Source organism: Priestia sp. LL-8 (genome assembly GCF_036227845.1).
In the GTDB taxonomy this organism is placed as follows: domain Bacteria; phylum Bacillota; class Bacilli; order Bacillales; family Bacillaceae_H; genus Priestia; species Priestia zanthoxyli.
The window spans coordinates 858,463-875,676 of sequence record NZ_JAZAQH010000001.1; the positions used below are offsets into that span (position 1 = coordinate 858,463).

Sequence of the window (17,214 nt, forward strand, 5' to 3'; positions counted from 1 at the left end):
CGTTATAAGGCAAGAAGTTTCATTGACACTCTGGAAGAATATGTTTTAAGATTACTTCCAAACAGATTTAATTCTTAGTTAATTTATGTATTTAATTAGTTTTGGAGGTTGCTATGGGGAAACATATTTATTTAAATGCGTTTGATATGAATTGTGTTGTACATCAGACACCTGGTTTGTGGACGTACCCAAGTGATCAGGCGTCCGAATATAAAACGTTAGATTACTGGGTAGAGTTAGCTAAGCTATTGGAAAAAGGAAAGTTTGACGGTTTGTTTTTAGCCGATGTATTAGGCATTTATGACGTTTATAGGCAAAGTAACGAAGGAGCTCTTAAACAAGCTACTCAGCTTCCCGTGAATGAACCAACTGCGCTTATTTCCGCTATGGCGTATGCTACAAACCATTTAGGGTTTGGGGTAACGGTATCTACTACTTATGAGAAGCCTTATGCGTTTGCGCGTAAATTTTCGACATTGGATCATTTAACAAATGGCCGTATTGCATGGAATATTGTGACTTCATACCTTGAAAGTGGATCAATCAATCTAGGATTAGAAGAACACTTTACGCATGAAACCCGCTATGATATTGCCGATGAATTTTTAGAAGTCTGCTATAAGTTATGGGAAGGAAGTTGGGAGGAAGGAGCTGTTGTAAAAGATAAAGAAAAAGGGATCTTTACACTTCCAGACCGGGTTCATCCTATTAATCATAAAGGGAAGTGGTTTAGTGTTCCAGGCGTACATTTGTCAGAACCTTCACCGCAGCGAACTCCAGTTTTATTCCAAGCAGGAGCTTCTGCACCAGGAAGAGAATTTGCTGCCAAACACGCTGAATGTATCTTTACAAGTTTTCCTACTAAAAAAGTAGCCTCAGATTATGTGAAAAAAATGCGCACTCAAATTGCTGCAGAGGGCAGAGACCCAGATAGCGTATTAATTTTTAATTTATTTACCCCAATTGTTGGACGAACAGAAAAAGAGGCTGAAGAGAAGCTTGCTCGTTTTGAAAGCTATGTGAATTTTGAAGGGGCAGCTACGCTGTTTAGCGGCTGGACGGGAATCGATGTTTCTGCCTATGAACCAGAACAGCTCATTGAATTTATTGCGACAAATTCAGTCCGTTCCGCTTTAGAGAAATTTACAATAAGTGATCCGGATAGAAAGTGGACGGTAGAAGAAGTAGTGAAATTTGTCAGTATCGGAGGGATGGGCCCAGTTACTGTGGGGAGTCCAGAACAAGTAGCTGATTTTATGGAAGAATGGATAAACGATACGGGCATGGATGGGTTTAATATGGCTTATGTAACCACACCGGGGACGTTTGCTGATTTTATTGATTTAGTGATTCCTGTTTTGCAGGAAAGAGATTTATTCAAAACGGATTACAGTGAAGGAACTTATAGAGAAAAGCTATTTGAAAAATCACAATTCTTGCCTGATGAACACTATGGCGCTCGATATCGAAAGACGAGCCAAAAGGAGAGTTTAACATGACTGTGACCACTGTAAAGGAAGAAATTTATCTTGATCAAGCAAAAAAGCTGTCCGTTTCTTTTGCAAAGGATGCAGCACAAAGAGATAAAGAAGGGGGAACACCGAAACAGCAAAAAGATGCTATTCGCCAAAGCGGGCTGTTAAATTTATTAATTCCTCAAAAATATGGCGGAGAAGGCGGGAAATGGTCAACGGCTTTGGCTATTGTTCGAGAGTTGGCGAAAGGCGATGCAGCATTAGGTCACTTATATGGCTATCACTCCTTGTTTGTCTCAGATATCCGAATCAAAGGTACAGAAGAACAGCAGGCCTATTTTTATCCTTTATCTGTTCAGCAGCAAGCTTTTTGGGGAAATGCCTCTAATCCTTTAGTAGAAAGTCTAAAAGGCGATAAGCAATCACAAGGTTATCTATTAAATGGAACGAAAGCTTTCGGTTCTGGTTCACCTGATTCTCAGTACTTATGGCTATCGTTTAATGACAGGGAAACGGGGCAATATTTAAACGGAGTCGTGCCTACTGACAGAACAGGCATTACCGTCAAAGATGATTGGAATGCGATGGGACAAAGACAGACGGGAAGTGGAAATGTAGATTTTAAAAATGTACGAATAGAAGAACATGAAGTGGTTCAAGATTTTGTTGAAAATCCTACTCCTTTTTCAACTATTGGAGCCTCGCTGTCGCAAATTATTTTAACGAATGTCTTTATAGGAAGCGCTTTTGGAGCAATTGAAGAAGCACAAAACTACACGGCTTCTAAAACAAGGCCTTGGTTAACATCAGGAGTAAAAAAAGCTTCGGATGATCCAGGTATACTGCGAAAATACGGTGAACTCTGGATTCAAGCGAAAGCAGCCAGTGCACTTGCAGATGAAGCAGCTCTCATATTGGATGAAGCGTGGGAAAAAGGCAAAAAACTAACGGAAGAAGAACGTGGAAATCTAGCAGTTCACGTAGCGGCTGCCAATGTTTTTGCTGGTAATGCCGCACTGGATATCACAAGTAAGATATTTGAAGTTATGGGAGCGCGTTCGGTTCATGCTGAATACGGATACGACCGATTCTGGCGTAATGTAAGAACTCATACTCTTCATAATCCAGCTGAATACAAGCTTCGAACGGTTGGGGACTGGGTGTTGAATCAGCAGTACCCTACACCTAATCCGTATGCTTGATTTAAAAATAGTAAAAAATGAAGCTATCAGACAACTGAGGCTCCTTATTGCAGTTTATTTGTAATAACGGAGTTTTTTTATGTAGCTTTAAAAAGGGGCGAATACAAGTGGAGTTGTTTTGGTTTATTCCAACGTATGGGGATGGACGTTATTTAGGAAGCCATGAAGGAGCCAGGGCTGCAAGCTATTCTTATTGCAAACAAGTTGCACAAGCTGCGGATGAGCTAGGCTATAGCGGGGTCTTGCTTCCGACGGGAAAGTCATGTGAAGACGCGTGGATTGCTGCATCTACTTTAGTGCCCGTCACTGACAATCTGAAGTTTTTAGTAGCAGTACGCCCGGGTTTAATGTCGCCTACACAAGCCGCAAGAATGGCTGCAACATTTGACCGATTTTCTAAAGGAAGGCTTCTTATTAATGTTGTAGCAGGAGGAGATCCCGTTGAGTTAGAAGGAGACGGAGTGTTTTTAAACCATCACGATCGCTATGAGCTGACAGATGAATTTTTAACCATATGGAGAAGGGTATTAAATGAATCGGATGTTCACTTCGACGGAGACTACTTGAGTGTTAAAGGTGGAGACGTACTTTATCCGCCGATCCAAAAACCGTATCCTTCCCTTTATTTTGGAGGCTCTTCTCCTGTAGCGATGGACGTTGCCTCAAGGCATATAGACGTCTATTTGACTTGGGGAGAGCCTCCTGCACAAGTAAAAGAAAAAATTGAACGAATGAAAGAAAAAGCCAGGCAGACAGGAAGAGAAATTCGATTTGGCATCAGGCTTCATGTCATTGTTCGTGAAACTGAAGAACAAGCCTGGAAAGCGGCAGATGAACTGATTCAACATGTTGATGAAGAAGCCGTTAAATCAGCCCAAAAAGTATTTTCTCGAATGGATTCAGAAGGTCAAAAACGTATGAGCGCCTTGCATCAAGGCGACCGTTCAAACTTAGAGGTAAGCCCTAATCTATGGGCTGGTGTAGGGTTAGTTCGAGGAGGAGCAGGGACTGCTTTAGTAGGAGATGCTGATACAGTGGCACAACGAATCAAAGAATATGCAGAGTTAGGTATCGAAACATTTATTTTATCCGGGTATCCTCATTTAGAAGAAGCATATCGAACAGCAGAGCTTTTGTTTCCAAGGCTTCCAGTTAAGCGTAAGCACGATGAGAACGAGCGCACATTTATCAGTCCATTTGGTGAAGTGAAAGTGAATGATAAAACACCGGCTAAAAGGTGAGAAAGGAGGGAAACAGTGAACAATACCCAAACGATTGCAGCGTCTCAAGAAAAGATCCTTGAATTGGCTAACCGGTTGGCTAAAGAGTTTTCCAAAACTGCTGTAAAAAGAGATAGAGAAGGCGGAACGCCTCTACATGAGCGTAATCTGCTTAGAAAAAGCGGTCTTTTAGCCTTCCCAATTCCTAAGGAATACGGAGGTTATGGAGCCGACTGGCCGATTGTTTTTAAAATCGTGAATATCATTGCGAAAGCAGATAGTTCACTTGCACACTTGTTGGGTTATCATTATTTGACGATTTGTTCGACGTTTCTGTTTGGAAGTACTCAGCAGTACAAAACTTTTTACAAAGAAACGGCAGCTCAGCAGCTTTTTTGGGGCAATGCCTTTAATCCTAGAGATTCGGGGCTGAAAGCAGTTCGAGAAAATGGACGATTAATGCTCAGCGGAAGCAAGAGTTTTTGTTCTGGGGCAACGGATTCCGATCGTTTGTTAGTATCGGCTCAAGAAGAAAACGGTGAGGTATTGCTATGTGTACTTCCTACTCATAGAGCCGGAATTGTTACTGAAGATAATTGGGACGGATTTGGACAGCGCCAAACGGATAGCGGAAGCGTAAAGTTTGAAGGTGTTATCGTGTATGAAGAAGAAATATTGCATAAAGCAGCTGAAGAGCAAAAGGTTTTTCCTACGGTACGAACGCATTTGGCTCAGCTTATGCTCACTCACTTATTGTACGGTATTGCTCAAGGCGCTTTGGAAGAATCAAAAGCTTACGTGAAGGCTCATACAAAACCGTGGCTAAGTTCAGATGTTGAAGCAGCAGAGCAAGATCCTTATATTATTCAGCAATACGGTGAAATGAGTTTAAATCTTCATGCTTGTTCAGCACTTATCGAAAAAGCTGTTGCAGAATTTGATCATGCATGGAAAAAAGAAGACGCGTTAACGAAACAGCAGCGGGGCGAGTGCGGAGTCGCCATTGCGATGGCTAAAACATTTACTGCCAAAACGGCCTTACATATTACTTCCACTATATTTGATGGGATGGGGGCTAGAGCCACGTCTGATCAGTATAAATTTGATCGCTACTGGCGCAACGCACGAACAATTAGCTTACACGATCCTGTTGCTTACAAGCTGCGTGACATAGGTAAATGGTATCTTAGCAGTGAACTGCCGCCGATTACCCCATATTCATAGAAAGTCTGCTAAAAAGAGGCTGGGACAAAAGTATTTTAATTGAAGGAAGATCCGAACGATGAATCGTTCGGATTTTTTCATGGTTAGAGTGAACGTAGGTTTCTTATATTGAGTTGCTTCTAGCTGTTGATTGGGTGGATTTCATTATGTAGCTATTTCTTTTTTACTAGAATAGGTATAACTTTTTTAATTAAAAAATAACGAATCAGCTTGTTTAAATAGATAAAACTGATATAATGATAACGATTATCAGTTTCAAGAGTCAATTATCTACATAAAGATACAAGCAGGAGGAATGACATTTGAATAAGAAAAAAATAGGACTGCTGGCTTTTATTACAATGCTGGCAATCGGAATGCTTATCGGCTGCAGCAGCACGAACAAGGAAAATTCAGCCGATGAAAAAAATGAAAAAACAAGAGTGGTTAAACATGAGCTTGGAGAGACAAAAGTAAAAGAAAATCCAAAGCGAGTAGTCGTATTAGAGTTAGGTTTTATTGATGCATTGTTAGATGCTGGGATTAAACCTGTAGGAGTAGCTGATGATGATAAAGCAGAACAGCTTATTGATAAAGATGTACTAAAAGAAATTAAAGGATACAAATCAGTTGGCACGCGAGCACAGCCAAGCTTGGAATCGATTAAACTGTTGAAGCCAGATTTGATTATCGCTGATTCAGAACGTCATAAAAATGTATATAAAGAATTATCAAAAATCGCGCCAACGATTGAGTTAAAAAACTTAAATGCTAATTACGATGATTTACTAAATACGGAGTTAAAAGTAGGAGAAGCGGTTGGCAAGAAAGCAAAAGTTGAAAAAGTGGTAGAAGAGCATAAGCAAAAAATGAAGGATTTAAAAGCAAAAGCACCAAAAAATCCGGGCAATGTACTTGTTATCGCTGATGCAAATGGTAATATTAATGCTAGAACTTCAAATTTCTTTACAACGGGTGTTCTTGAGCAATTAGGCTTCAAAAATGCATTAACAGATCCTACAAAAGAGTACAGTGTAAAAATGACAATGGAACAGCTGGTAAAAGCAGATCCGGACAAACTCATTGTTATGCGAAATGAAAAAGGTCATACGCCTTTAGCAAAACAGCCATTATGGAAAGAGCTAAAAGCGGTTAAAAACAATCAAGTGTATGAAGTTGATGTATTTAAATGGTCTCTTCGCCGAAGTGTACAAGGTGCAAATGGTATTGCAGATGAAGCAGAAAAGTTATTATTTGAAGGCAAATAATAACGAAGAAAAGAACAATCCAGCGGGGTTGTTTTTTTCTTTTTATTGAACTTTCAAATGAAAGGAGGCGCAGTCTATTATGAAAGCTGTTCACGGTTTATCCAAAAGAAACAAATCTCCACTTCGTATAATAGCTATTTTCCTTGCGGTTATTATTCTTTTACTGATTTCTATGTTTTTATCTATTTCCATCGGTTCTATACATATTTCTTTTGGAACGATTAAGCAAGCTATACTAAATTTTGACGGATCAAAAGAACAATCTATTATTCAAACTGTCCGTCTGCCTCGCTTATTGGTAACGGCATTTGTTGGCGCTAATTTGGCTGTCGCCGGAGCGTTGATGCAAGCATTAACTAGAAACCCATTAGCTTCTCCTGGTATTTTTGGTATTAATGCCGGGGCATCAGCGGCAATGGTATTTTTAACGGTTTTAGTTCCGAGTGTAAGCATGATTGGTGGGGTATTTGGAGCATTTTTAGGAGGCGCCTTTGCTGCTGTTATTGTCTACGTCATGAGTTCGTTGATTAAAGGAGGAGACAGCGATGTAAAGCTTGCTTTAACGGGTGTTGCTATACAAGGTATGCTTATGTCTCTTACGCAAACGCTGTTAATTTTTAATGAAAGCAAAACAGAAGGCGTTATGTTTTGGCTCACCGGCTCAGTTATTGGGCGGGATTGGGGACATGTTCACGTGTTGCTTCCTTTTAGCATTGTGGGTCTGCTTATTGCGTTTGGTCTGGGAAGAGCGTCTTCTTTGTTATCTTTAGGAGATGATGTAGCTAGAGGACTCGGGCAGCGAGTCTTTGCCATTAGAGCGTTCACTGCAGTTGTTGTGATTGTATTAGCAGGTGTTTCTGTGGCAATTGCGGGTCCCATTGGCTTTGTAGGGCTTGTTGTTCCGCATATGGTTCGTTATTTAATAGGTGTAGATTACCGAGTTGTTTTGCCAATGAGCGCGCTGCTTGGTGCATCTTTATTGCTATTAGCAGACGTATTGTCGCGATTTATTACATATCCGTATGAGACCCCTGTAGGTGCAGTAACAGCATTGCTTGGAACACCGTACTTTATTTACTTGGCGAGACGCAAAAAAACAGAAAGGAAGGCATGAGTATATATGCAGACTGTCAATAAAACAAAAAAGCAGCCATCTCGATTCAAGTCTGTCGGCCTGTTTATCATTCTTTCTGTCTTAATTATAGCGCTAAGCGTGATAAGCCTTAGCTTAGGAGACATTAACATACCGCCATTAGATATTATTACGTCTTTTATTGGCATTGGCGATCCTGACTTGACGTCTATTTTGGTAGAATTTCGCCTGCCTCGTATTTTGCTGGCTATTTTAACGGGAATCGGCCTAGCTGTGTCCGGAGTCGTCGTACAGTCTATTATGAGAAATCCGCTCGCCAGTCCAGATACATTAGGTCTTTCAAGCGGATCAGGGTTAGCTGCTGTTGCAGTCACTATTTTACTGCCTTTAGCAAGCCCGTCTGTTTTATCAGTCGCTGCGTTTGCAGGAGGCTCTATTGTCTTTGTAATCGTCTATTTGCTTGCTTATAAAAAAGGAGTAGAACCTATTCGATTTGCATTAATAGGTGTAGCAGTCAGCGCTTTTTGTTCATCGGGTATTCACTTGTTAATTTCAAAAGCAAATCCAAACGTCAATGCGGCACTCATTTGGCTGAGCGGCAGCTTATGGGGAAGAACATGGGATCAATTGATTGGTTTACTTCCGTGGGTCGTTATACTAGTACCGCTGATTTGGCTGTTAGCTGCTCGGTTAGATTTAATTCATTTAGGTGATGAAGTGGCTCGAGGACTAGGGGCTAGAGTAGAGTTAATTCGTCTAGTATTACTAGCAAGCGCAGTGGCAATGACGGCTGCTGTTGTGTCGGTTGTTGGCACTATTGGCTTTGTAGGGCTTATTATTCCTCATGTGGCCAAACGGTTAGTGGGACCGAGACATAAACAACTAATTCCTACAGCCGCTTTACTTGGCGCTTTGTTTGTACTAGCAGCAGATTTAATTGGGCGAGGAATTGCTCCTCCGATTGAAATTCCGGCCGGATTAATTATTGGCATTATCGGCGCTCCGTATTTTCTTTATTTATTGTGGAGAGAATCTAAAAAATAAGCTCGCGCTTTAGCGCGAGCTTATTTTTATTCCAAATGAATTTTTGGGAATGGAATATGCGGAGGCTCTTCTAGCCATCCTTGTTCAATACTTATTCTTGATACTTCTTTGGCATATTCCAAAATTTCAGTTGTGAAGTTTGTATAATTTAACGCGAGATCTAAACGCGGGCTCGTTGACATCGCCAGCCCGTATCCACGTACATTTTCAGTAATCATCGCGGCTAGGTGAAACATCATGAGTTTTTCTGAAAATGGAGGAACGGAAGACTTTTCTACTCCGTAATCCCACTTCATTGTGACCGGTATGTTTTCTACCATCAGCGGTTGTGACAGGGATTCAATATGCTGCTGCACAAGTTCTCTACCCTTTAATAAAAAAGCCTGAATGTCCTGAGAAGGAGCTATTTGAGCAAATCCTAAAATTAAATCTTTTGCAATCAAATTCGTCTGTATACTTGATACGATATGAGAAATTTCAATGACGGTTAACGGGCGCTTTTCATCAAAATAGCTCCCTAGAAAGAGTTCTTTGTCGTTCATATCAGACGCATCTGCAATCGGAATAGGAGGAAGCTCTATAAAGATTTGTTTTTCTAACAGCAAATCTGTAATCGTTTGATTGAGCTTTTCCGCTTTTAGCAGCAAGCTGCGAAAAAAAGACCGTACATCATTTCTTGCGGCAACATCGACGCCCGTAGTTGCTGACAGCAGAAGGACATTTGAAATATGCTTCAAATAAAGCAAATAAAAGGAGTCCGAGAACAACTTTGGTGCTTCAGCATCAACGTCTTCGTCTCCGAAGCCAAGCGGAATTGGCATATTTTCTTTTAAAAAGATAGCAGTGAGCGCATCACTGTTTTTGGTTGTGATGTGCAGTGTACCTTGAATCGCTTTTTGAATATCCAAATCGTCTACATGATACAGAAAATGTTTAAGCATACAAGAAATTGCTTTATCGTTCATATATTGCTTCCAAATAACAGCCATCTCGGCGGCTGACAGTGGAGAAAATGATTGATTGTTCATAATAAACTCCTCATATATAGATAATTAACAAGTTTCTAAAAGGTTATTAACTAGTATAAGTCAAAGGAAGTAAGATAAACACTATAGAAAGTAAAAAAAGGTATCAACATTTTACTATAAGAGTAACCTTCATGCATAATTTAAAGGTTCTTTTAGGAAAAGAAGAGCTCAACCGCTTCTTTCTTGCAAAGCAGAAATAAAACCGAAATAATAAATGAAGAAAGTCAGGCAAGAAAGGAGTTTCATTATATGCCAGAAGGTCCAGAAATTAGACGAGCAGCCGATGAAGTGGAAAAAGCGATTATCAGTCTTCCCGTTAGAGAGATATGGTTTGCTTTTCCATCTTTACAGCATTACGAAGAAGTATTAACGGGTGCTCGTATTAAAAGGGTAGATACAAAAGGGAAGGCTATGCTTATTCGTTTTGACAACGGCTATACCATTTATTCACATAATCAGCTTTATGGAAAATGGTATGTACGTTCATCTTACAATTATCCATCTACAAACAGACAGCTGCGTCTTGCTATTCATAATGAAAAGAAATCAGCGCTGCTCTATAGCGCTTCTGATATTGAAGTATTGCGTGATGAAGAAGTTTCTGCTCATCCTTTTGTATCAAGAGTAGGTCCGGATATTTTAAGTGAAGAAGTAACGGCAGGCGAGCTTTTAGACCGCTTTTACTCTAAGGCATTTTACCGCAGAAAATGGGCGTCGCTGCTGCTAGACCAAAGCTTTATAGCGGGGATTGGAAATTATTTGCGCAGTGAAATTCTATTTGTAGCGGGAATTAATCCTGCAGCTCGTCCAGTAGACTGCACGGAAGAACAGCTTAAAAAGGCAGCTGAAGCAACCATTTCTCTTGTAAAACAGTCCTATGAAACAGGTGGCATTACAAATGACGTAGAGCTTGCTGAAACGTTAAAAAAGAAAGGCCAAAAGCGCTCTGAATACCGCCACTGGGTTTTTAACCGTGAAGGAGAAGCTTGCCGAATTGACGGCACGCCTATCTTAAAAGTGCAGGCTGCTTCTAGAAGGCTTTATTACTGTCCTACTTGTCAAAAATAGCAGGATATATTTATTCTGCTATTTTTTTGATGTGAAAATGAACGGCTGTTCATTCTTGTGATATAGTTAAAAAGTAAAGGCATATTCTTAAGGGGAGGGATAAGATGGAATGTAAAGCAGGAGATACATTTACGTGGCAAAGAACGTTTCAAGAGGAAGAAATCATGCAGTTTGCAGAAATGACTGGAGACCGGGGCAAACATCATATAGAACGTGACGAAAAAGGGCGGCTAATGGTGCATGGACTTATGACTGCTAGTATTGGGACAAAAATAGGTGGAGACTTAAACTACATTGCAAGAGAAATGGTGAGTGAATTTCTTCGTCCAGTTTTTGCAGGAGATACGATTACCTGTGAATGCGTATTAACTGAAGTAGAAAAAGCAGATGGTTTTCAAAAAGTGAAAATCAAATCAGTGTATCGAAATCAACAAGGTAAAGAAGTACTGATAGGGACAAGTAATGGAATTATTCGAGATTAAATTGAAAGCGTTAACAAAATGTGAGTTATGAATATGGTTAGAAAAGTCACGGGTTCGTGACTTTTTTTGCTGTTCATTTTCCTTCTTTTGTCATTTACCATTTAAATGTAAATATGGTAAATTAGTAAAGTTGAGTTTCATAAATGGTAAAAATGTGTATTTACTAAGTACATAGATTCTTAATTTTGGAAAATATTTAAAAAGGAGTTTCTTACATGAAAAAAATAATGAATACAGGCTTAGCACTATCATTCGCTCTATTGCTTTCGGCATGTGGGATGCCGTCTTCAGAGGAATTAACGGGTGACGTGAAAGAAGCACAAGAAAAGGTGAAAAATGTCCAAGTGAAAGTCACTGGGAAAGAAGAAGGATCCTCTGATTACAAAGTCAACGGAGTACAAGAGTTTGATTTTAAAAGCAAAGCAGGTTACATTAACACAAGAATGAACGGCGAAGAACTAAAGATGTATCATGACGGAGATGAAACGTTAGCTGTGGCTGGAGAAGAAAGCACAAAAGTACAGGGAGAAGAAAAAAAGTACGTTACGGCTTTAATTAATAATGCTATGGAGCTTCAACAAAATCCAATACGCTACTATCAAAAATATGATAAAAATCTTCCAAATGAATTTGACGTTACCGAGAAAGACAAAGAGTATGTATTAACATTCAACGGAGACAAAGACAAAAAGCAAAAAATTGTAGCAGATGATGCTAAAGCTTATTATAAAATAACAAATCAAGGCAGCGATACTGCTGTAGATCTTGATCAAATTAAAGGAAAAGATTTTTCACTTGTTGTGACAATTGATAAAGAAACGAAGCAAGTAAAGAAAGTAGAGAAAAAACAGTCGTATTCTGTTAAAGTAGACGGAAAAACAGAAAACTCAAAGTCTAAGCAAACGTATACGTATACATATAATCAATTAGACAATGTAACAAAACCAAAAGTGGAAGCAAAATCCGCTGCTGCTTCTAAAGATAGCAGCACCGAAACGCCAAGTAAAGAAAAGCAAGCTGCCTATGCCAAGGAAGCGGGACAATACGTGGATGCTTTAATTCAAGCAACTGTTTATCAAAATACAGATCAATTTGTTGCTAAACATCCGAATCAGCAAGATAAGAAGCAGGTAAAAGAAAAAGGGGAGTTCCAAAAGAGTTCGTTTGTAGAGTTTTTTGAAACGAATTTTAAAGGTGCTTTATCATCATTGAGCTCAAATATAACCGATGAGCAGTTAAACGAAGTAAGCAGCGCTTTTCTAAAAGCTCTTTCATCTACAAAATATAACATTAAAGATACAGCGTATAGTGCTGAAGATGATGCGTACGTTGTACAAGTCGAAATTCAAGGATTTAACGATGCAAGTGTATTAGCGGAAGTCATGACACCACTTGCAGAAAAATATCAGGCGGGTGAGCTGAGTAACGAGCAGTTAGTAAACGAACTTATTAACGGAGTAGCAAAACGCTATCGTGAGCCAGTTGAATTACTTCCGGCAAAAACAGTCCCTGTACACGTTATAAGAAATGGTGAAAAAGATTACGAAGTTTTAATGCAAGATGAGTATCTGTTAACATTTGCTCAACAATCATAAATAGACATAGAAAAAGATTTCAGCTATATGCCTGAAGTCTTTTTCTATGTTTGTTTAAAATATAATTTTAAAAATAAAATAAATTATTGAAATTATATTTTAAAGGAATTATAATAACCATAACTTCACTACATGATGAAAAAGTAGCTAAAAAAATGAATGAACAGCTTACATTATTAACACAGAGTCCCAAAATGAGCAGACCATGAAGATAGATACGGCTAGTACAAAAGAAATTTTGCACGTAATGAATAAAGAAGATCAAAAAGTGGCGCTGGCTGTGCAAGAAGTACTTCCAAACGTAGAGGTAGCAGTTGAGTTTGTAAGTGAATTATTTCAAAAGGAAGGCCGGCTTATTTATGTCGGTGCGGGAACAAGCGGACGCACTCCTTATGTGATTGGTGCATTAAGATATGCAAAATCTGTAAAAGCTAAAACGGTGGCGCTGTCTTGCAATGGTAATTCTCTTATTGGAAAAGAAGCGGACCATAGTATTGAGGTGGTAGTAGGTTCAGAAGTGCTAACAGGTTTCACAAGGTTAAAAGCAGCAAGCGCTCATAAAATGATTCTCAACATGATTTCTACCGCGGCTATGATCAAAGTAGGAAAAGCGTATGAAAACTTAATGATAGATGTTCATGTGAGTAATGAAAAGCTTAAAGAGCGAGCGATAGGTATTATTTGTAAAATTACAGGTGTTTCTTATGAGCAAGCAAGTCAAACGCTTGAAGAAGCAAATAATGAGGTAAAAACAGCAGTGATTATGATCAAAACAAATGAAAATTACGATACCGCAAAGACGTTACTGAATAATGCGGGGGGTTATGTGAGAAAAGCGATTGAACATTACGTATAAAGGAGAGAAACGATGTCAACAGGCGGATTAACAATGATTAAAAACACGGTGGCTAAGCTTCCGGATTCGGAGAGGAAAATTGCTGAATATATTTTAAACAACCCGCATACTGTGGTAAACAGTACGGCTGGGGAACTAGGAAGACTAGCGAATGCGAGCAGTGCCGCTGTTATTCGTTTGTGTAAATCTATCGGGGTTAGCGGCTTTCAAGAATTAAAGGTAAGAGTAGCCGGTGATTTAGCTAAAGATACAGAACAAGGATACCGCGATATTGAAACAAACGAAACGATTCAAACTATTGTCAAAAAAACAGTAAGCAACAGCATTCAAAGTTTAAGTGATACGGCCGAGCTTGTGAATTATAAAGAAGCAGAGCGGGCTGTTTTGACATTGATTGAAGCCAAAAACATTCATTTTTTTGGAATCGGTGCTTCACATATTATTGCTATGGATGCGCAACAAAAATTTCTTCGAATTAATAAAAATGCGACGGCTTTTGCAGATAGCCATCTAGCAGCTACACTCATCGCAAATGCAAGTAAAGACGATGTAGTTGTGGGCATCTCTTTTTCAGGGGAGACCCCTGAAGTAAGCAATGTCTTATCTTTAGCTAAAAATCGCGGAGTAAAGACGATTAGCTTAACTAAATACGGACAGTCTACCGTTTCGTCTTTAGCAGATATTTGTTTGTATACGTCTTATTCTCAAGAAGCGCCGTTTCGAAGCGCAGCTACATCGTCTCGTTTAGCCCAGCTTTATGTGATTGATGTTTTATTTTTAAGTATTGCAGCGCAGCAGTACGACCAGACGATTGAGTATATTGACAAAACAAGAGATGCCATTCAGTTTTTGAAAGATAAAAAATAAAAAAAGAAAGCGATTGCAAAAAGGGGATTTTGTGGTCTGTTTCCTCAGTGGCGTATCCATCTAAGAGGAAAATACAAAGGGGGATTAACATGTCTTTAGATAATCATCAATTAGCAAAGGCTGTTTTGGAGATGCTTGGGGGAGCATCCAATATTGAAGCGTATACGCATTGTATGACGCGGCTGCGCGTGACTGTAAAAGATGATTCAATCGTTAAAAAAGCAGATATACGAAAACTTGAAGGCGTGCTCGGGTTAGTGGAAGAAGAAACGCTGCAAATCATTATTGGTCCCGGCAAAGTGAACAAAGTAACAGAGGAGTTTGGAAAGTTAATTGATGAATCCGGCGGTATTAACTTAGAAAATCGTGCAGCACAGCGGAAATCGGAGCTAAAAGAAAAAAATGCAACTCCGTTTAAGCTCTTGCTTCGCCGAATTGCAAGTATTTTTATTCCGTTGATACCTGCTCTTGTAGCATCTGGACTTATTACTGGAGTGACAAAAGCAGCTGTGCAAGCGAAGTGGCTTCCGGCGGATTCACAGATTGCTATTCTTTTAACCGTTATCGGAAGCGGTTTATTTGCTTATCTTGGTATTTTAGTAGGTATTAATGCCGCAAAAGAGTTTGGAGGTTCGCCAGCTCTAGGAGGCTTAGCCGGTATTTTAGTCATTAATCCTGCCGTAGCTGATATTAAACTTTTTGGGGAAGCACTTCTGCCGGGGCGGGGTGGCTTAATAGGCGTATTGCTTGCAGCAATCTTTATGGCCGTGTTAGAAAAACGAGTACGTAAATTTGTCCCTCAGTCACTGGATATTATTATTACACCAACCGTTACGGTGTTAATTACAGGAATTATTACGTATGTGGTATTCATGCCAATCGGCGGCTTGATTTCAGACGGAATCACAAAAGGTCTTTTAGGAGTTTTAGAGGTTGGAGGAGTTGTAGCAGGCTTTGTTTTAGGGGCAACGTTCTTGCCGCTCGTCATTACGGGACTGCATCAAGGCCTTACTCCTGTTCATTTAGAGCTTATCAATTCAATTGGAGATGATCCGCTTCTTCCTATACTAGCAATGGGCGGAGCCGGTCAGGTCGGTGCAGCTTTTGCTATTTATATCAAAACAAAGAAAAAACGTTTAAAGCGAGCAATTGGAGGCGCACTTCCTTCAGGACTGCTCGGAATCGGAGAGCCGCTTATTTTTGGAGTCACACTTCCTTTAGGGCGTCCATTCTTAACCGCTTGTCTTGGAGCTGGAATCGGCGGAGCGTTTCAGGCGCACTTCCATATTGCAACTGTAGCAGTGGGAGTATCAGGTTTACCGCTTACGTTTTTAGTTCATGCGCATCAAATTCTTCTTTATTTACTTGGATTAGTTATTGCTTACGCAGCAGGCTTTATTTGTACCTATTTCTTTGGATTTAACGATGAAATGGCGAGGGAGTTTGAATGATTGGCATTTCGTTTTATTTGAACGATAGAGATGCCAAACAAAGATTAGTAGAAGCGAGTGAATGCGGCGTTACACGCGCATTCACTTCACTTCACATTCCAGAGGAAAAAGGAGATTTGGCTGAACGGGCAAAAGAATTGCTTCATGTGGCTAGAGAGTGTGGAATAAGCGTGTATGCAGATGTATCCAAGGATACACCAGTTCATTTAGGTATCGAAAGCCTTATGACTCTATCTTCACTTGGCGTATCAGGTATTAGACTAGACGATGGCTTTAGCGTAGAAGAAACGATTTTACTTGCGAATGAGTTTTATATTGCCCTTAATGCAAGTACATTGTCAAAACAAGAAATAGAAGCGCTGTTATCTGCAGGCCTTCATCATCATCAGCTGCTTGCTTGGCATAATTTTTATCCGCGGCCTGAAACAGGGCTTGAAGAAACGTTTTTTCAACAGCAGACAGATTTATTCAATGAACTTTGTATTCCAGTGTGTGCTTATACTCCTGGAGAAGGCGAAAAGAGAGGTCCTATTTATCAAGGTCTTCCTACTAGAGAGAAGGACCGTAATAGATGTCCTTTTATCTCTGCAGTAGATTTATACGGATGCGGAGTAACGGAGGTTTATATTGGAGATCCATACGCCAGTTCAAGTTTATTAAAACGTTTAGTTCAATATCAAGAAAACCGCATTATTCCGCTACGCATTCGTTCACCTCATATACAGGGAACGTACAGCGTGCGTCCGGATATATCAAGAGACGTTCTGCGTTTGGTGGATACACGATCTGTAGAACCAGTGCCGCCATATCATACAGTCGAGCGCGGAATTGGAGCAATTACAATGGACAATGATGGCTACGGACGTTACAGAGGAGAGGTTCAAATAGCTAAAAGGAATTTGCCTGCAAATGCTAATGTTAACGTGATTGGGCATGTGATAGAAGAAGATCATGAACTGCTTTCGTTAGTGAGATCGGGTCAAAAACTTGAGCTTATTACTGTCTAAATGGAAAAAACGTGTATTTTTAAAGAAGCTGATAGCTAACTAGTAATCTTACAAAAACAAAGAGCACACACTGCTTGAAAAAGGTGTGTGCTTTTTATTTTACTAAAAAGGAAACTATTTTCATTACCCTATCATGAACCTTTCTATTGAATAAAACGCTTTACTATGATAAAACTATTACAGGTAAACATATGATAATAGATTAATTTCATAGAGATACAACACCACTAGGGGTGCTTTCGAAGCTGAGAGAGACGAGAAGTCTTAACCCTTATAACCTGAACTAGGTAATACTAGCGTAGGAAAGAGGTATTGTAATGGATGTTTTGTATGGGATTTCCTTACGAACTCGTTA

General features: G+C 39.7%; 15 protein-coding genes and 1 riboswitch. Of the genes, 14 read left to right on the forward strand and 1 reads right to left on the reverse strand.

The window, feature by feature from the left end; all coding sequences use genetic code 11:
* The first annotated feature begins 113 nt into the window (after positions 1 to 113).
* The 7 genes from U9R83_RS04450 to U9R83_RS04480 all read left to right on the forward strand — a co-directional run bounded on the left by U9R83_RS04450 (position 114) and on the right by U9R83_RS04480 (position 8,505).
* Complete coding sequence (locus U9R83_RS04450) at positions 114 to 1,499, forward strand: LLM class flavin-dependent oxidoreductase (RefSeq protein WP_328575073.1); 1,386 nt, start codon at positions 114 to 116, stop codon at positions 1,497 to 1,499.
* Positions 1,496 to 2,677, forward strand: a complete 1,182-nt coding sequence (locus U9R83_RS04455) for an acyl-CoA dehydrogenase family protein (RefSeq protein WP_115653124.1) — start codon at positions 1,496 to 1,498, stop codon at positions 2,675 to 2,677. The genes U9R83_RS04450 and U9R83_RS04455 overlap by 4 nt, the downstream gene beginning before the upstream one ends.
* A gap of 107 nt (positions 2,678 to 2,784) precedes the next feature.
* Complete coding sequence (gene ssuD, locus U9R83_RS04460; RefSeq protein WP_042992310.1) at positions 2,785 to 3,918, forward strand: FMNH2-dependent alkanesulfonate monooxygenase; 1,134 nt, start codon at positions 2,785 to 2,787, stop codon at positions 3,916 to 3,918.
* A gap of 15 nt (positions 3,919 to 3,933) precedes the next feature.
* The gene (locus U9R83_RS04465; protein ID WP_328575074.1) at positions 3,934 to 5,121 is read left to right on the forward strand and encodes an acyl-CoA dehydrogenase family protein; all 1,188 of its coding nucleotides are present in this window, start codon (positions 3,934 to 3,936) and stop codon (positions 5,119 to 5,121) included.
* A gap of 302 nt (positions 5,122 to 5,423) precedes the next feature.
* The gene (locus U9R83_RS04470) at positions 5,424 to 6,368 is read left to right on the forward strand and encodes an ABC transporter substrate-binding protein (RefSeq protein ID WP_028412138.1); all 945 of its coding nucleotides are present in this window, start codon (positions 5,424 to 5,426) and stop codon (positions 6,366 to 6,368) included.
* A gap of 79 nt (positions 6,369 to 6,447) precedes the next feature.
* Complete coding sequence (locus U9R83_RS04475; RefSeq protein WP_115653126.1) at positions 6,448 to 7,482, forward strand: FecCD family ABC transporter permease; 1,035 nt, start codon at positions 6,448 to 6,450, stop codon at positions 7,480 to 7,482.
* Positions 7,483 to 7,488: 6 nt separating this feature from the next.
* Positions 7,489 to 8,505: a FecCD family ABC transporter permease gene (locus U9R83_RS04480; RefSeq protein WP_115653127.1), complete on the forward strand. Its 1,017-nt coding sequence runs from the start codon at positions 7,489 to 7,491 to the stop codon at positions 8,503 to 8,505.
* Between the two features lie 26 nt (positions 8,506 to 8,531).
* Here the strand turns inward: U9R83_RS04480 and U9R83_RS04485 are convergent, their stop codons facing one another.
* Entirely contained in the window at positions 8,532 to 9,533 is a 1,002-nt protein-coding gene (locus tag U9R83_RS04485; RefSeq protein WP_014461417.1) for a DUF3231 family protein, read from the reverse strand.
* Between the two features lie 249 nt (positions 9,534 to 9,782).
* Here U9R83_RS04485 and nei point away from each other — a divergent pair, with 249 nt between their 5' ends.
* The 7 genes from nei to U9R83_RS04520 all read left to right on the forward strand — a co-directional run bounded on the left by nei (position 9,783) and on the right by U9R83_RS04520 (position 16,859).
* Positions 9,783 to 10,601 carry an endonuclease VIII gene (nei, locus tag U9R83_RS04490; RefSeq protein WP_014461416.1) on the forward strand — a complete coding sequence of 273 codons (819 nt, stop codon included), beginning with the start codon at positions 9,783 to 9,785 and terminating at the stop codon, positions 10,599 to 10,601.
* Between the two features lie 104 nt (positions 10,602 to 10,705).
* Complete coding sequence (locus U9R83_RS04495) at positions 10,706 to 11,083, forward strand: FAS1-like dehydratase domain-containing protein (RefSeq protein ID WP_014461415.1); 378 nt, start codon at positions 10,706 to 10,708, stop codon at positions 11,081 to 11,083.
* A gap of 215 nt (positions 11,084 to 11,298) precedes the next feature.
* Positions 11,299 to 12,678: a DUF6612 family protein gene (locus tag U9R83_RS04500; protein WP_014461414.1), complete on the forward strand. Its 1,380-nt coding sequence runs from the start codon at positions 11,299 to 11,301 to the stop codon at positions 12,676 to 12,678.
* A gap of 205 nt (positions 12,679 to 12,883) precedes the next feature.
* The gene (locus tag U9R83_RS04505) at positions 12,884 to 13,534 is read left to right on the forward strand and encodes an N-acetylmuramic acid 6-phosphate etherase (protein ID WP_243548806.1); all 651 of its coding nucleotides are present in this window, start codon (positions 12,884 to 12,886) and stop codon (positions 13,532 to 13,534) included.
* 12 nt (positions 13,535 to 13,546) lie between these two features.
* Positions 13,547 to 14,401 carry a MurR/RpiR family transcriptional regulator gene (locus U9R83_RS04510; protein ID WP_042992307.1) on the forward strand — a complete coding sequence of 285 codons (855 nt, stop codon included), beginning with the start codon at positions 13,547 to 13,549 and terminating at the stop codon, positions 14,399 to 14,401.
* Between the two features lie 89 nt (positions 14,402 to 14,490).
* Entirely contained in the window at positions 14,491 to 15,852 is a 1,362-nt protein-coding gene (locus tag U9R83_RS04515) for a PTS transporter subunit EIIC (protein WP_042992305.1), read from the forward strand.
* The gene (locus U9R83_RS04520) at positions 15,849 to 16,859 is read left to right on the forward strand and encodes a MupG family TIM beta-alpha barrel fold protein (RefSeq protein ID WP_014461412.1); all 1,011 of its coding nucleotides are present in this window, start codon (positions 15,849 to 15,851) and stop codon (positions 16,857 to 16,859) included. Before U9R83_RS04515 ends, U9R83_RS04520 begins: the two co-directional genes overlap by 4 nt.
* A gap of 219 nt (positions 16,860 to 17,078) precedes the next feature.
* Positions 17,079 to 17,181: riboswitch (TPP riboswitch) on the forward strand.
* Positions 17,182 to 17,214 lie beyond the last annotated feature (33 nt).